General features: G+C 50.9%; 1 protein-coding gene. It reads right to left on the bottom strand.

Annotated features, from left to right (window positions below; all coding sequences use genetic code 11):
• Positions 1-343, bottom strand: a 343-nt coding sequence (locus A3754_RS06080; protein ID WP_063519092.1) for an NYN domain-containing protein, incomplete at its 3' end; no start/stop codon positions are given.
• Positions 344-379: the final 36 nt, after the last annotated feature.

The following is a 379-nucleotide window of genomic DNA, read 5'->3' as shown; positions in this document are numbered from 1 at the left end:
AATCGAAATCACCATCACCGGACACCAGCACCACGCAGTCCACCTCCGCAGCATATTCCAGCGCATCAATGGCGATACCCACATCCCAGTCGCCTTTGGCAGAACCATCGGACCGTTGAATAAACGGTTTCAGTTTCACCTCAAAACCAATCGCACGCAGGATGTTCTGGAATTCACGCTGCTTTTTATCGCCCCGGTCGATGGCATAGGCGATGGCTTTCACTACCTGCCCCTCTGACGTCACGGTGGACCAGAACTTGTTGTAATCGAATCGGCGGTTAAACGCCTGCCGTGTTGTGTAGTACACGTTCTGCACGTCTACCAGTATTAAAACTGTTTTCATCGGGCTCCCGGTTTCACTCAATCACTTATCATTAGT

Source organism: Alcanivorax sp. HI0083, from assembly GCF_001635175.1.
The sequence above is the reverse complement of the archived record's forward strand: the minus strand, read 5'-3'. Positions and strand labels throughout refer to the sequence as shown.